This window comes from Pantoea sp. E956-1, assembly GCF_982223955.1.
Genome location: NZ_CEUYZP010000093.1, coordinates 1 through 420, shown reverse-complemented (window position 1 = coordinate 420; position 420 = coordinate 1). Strand labels below are relative to the sequence as shown.

Annotated in this window: 1 protein-coding gene; it reads left to right on the top strand. The window is 57.4% G+C overall.

Features of this window, described 5'->3' with window-relative positions; all coding sequences use genetic code 11:
* Positions 1-66: 66 nt before the first annotated feature.
* Positions 67-420 (top strand): phasin family protein (locus tag AC0T7J_RS25420; RefSeq protein WP_473798576.1); only part of this gene is annotated, 354 nt, incomplete at its 3' end.

The window sequence follows — 420 nt, the reverse complement described above, 5'->3', positions numbered from 1 at the left end:
CTGCTAAGCTCGATGAGCTGACGGCATTGCTCGAACGCGTCGCGCGAAAATCTTAAGGAGAACGGGATGGCTGGCAAAAAGAACACCGATAAAGAAAGCAGCTCGTGGGTCGGGAAGGTCGAGTCCTACTCCCGCAAAATCTGGCTGGCTGGTTTAGGCGTGTACTCGAAGATCGACACTGACGGCAGCAAACTCTTCGATGCATTGGTCAAAGACGGCGAGAAAGCCGAGAAGCTCACCAAGACTGCCGTCGGCAAGAAAGTCGAGGACTCGACCTCTTCGGCCAAGTCGCGCATCAGCGGCGTGAAAGACCGCGCCATGGGCAAGTTGGACGAGCTGGAAGGCGCTTTCGACAAGCGCCTGAACAGTGCGATTTCGCGCCTGGGTGTGCCGAGCCGCAATGAGGTGAAGGCGCTCAAC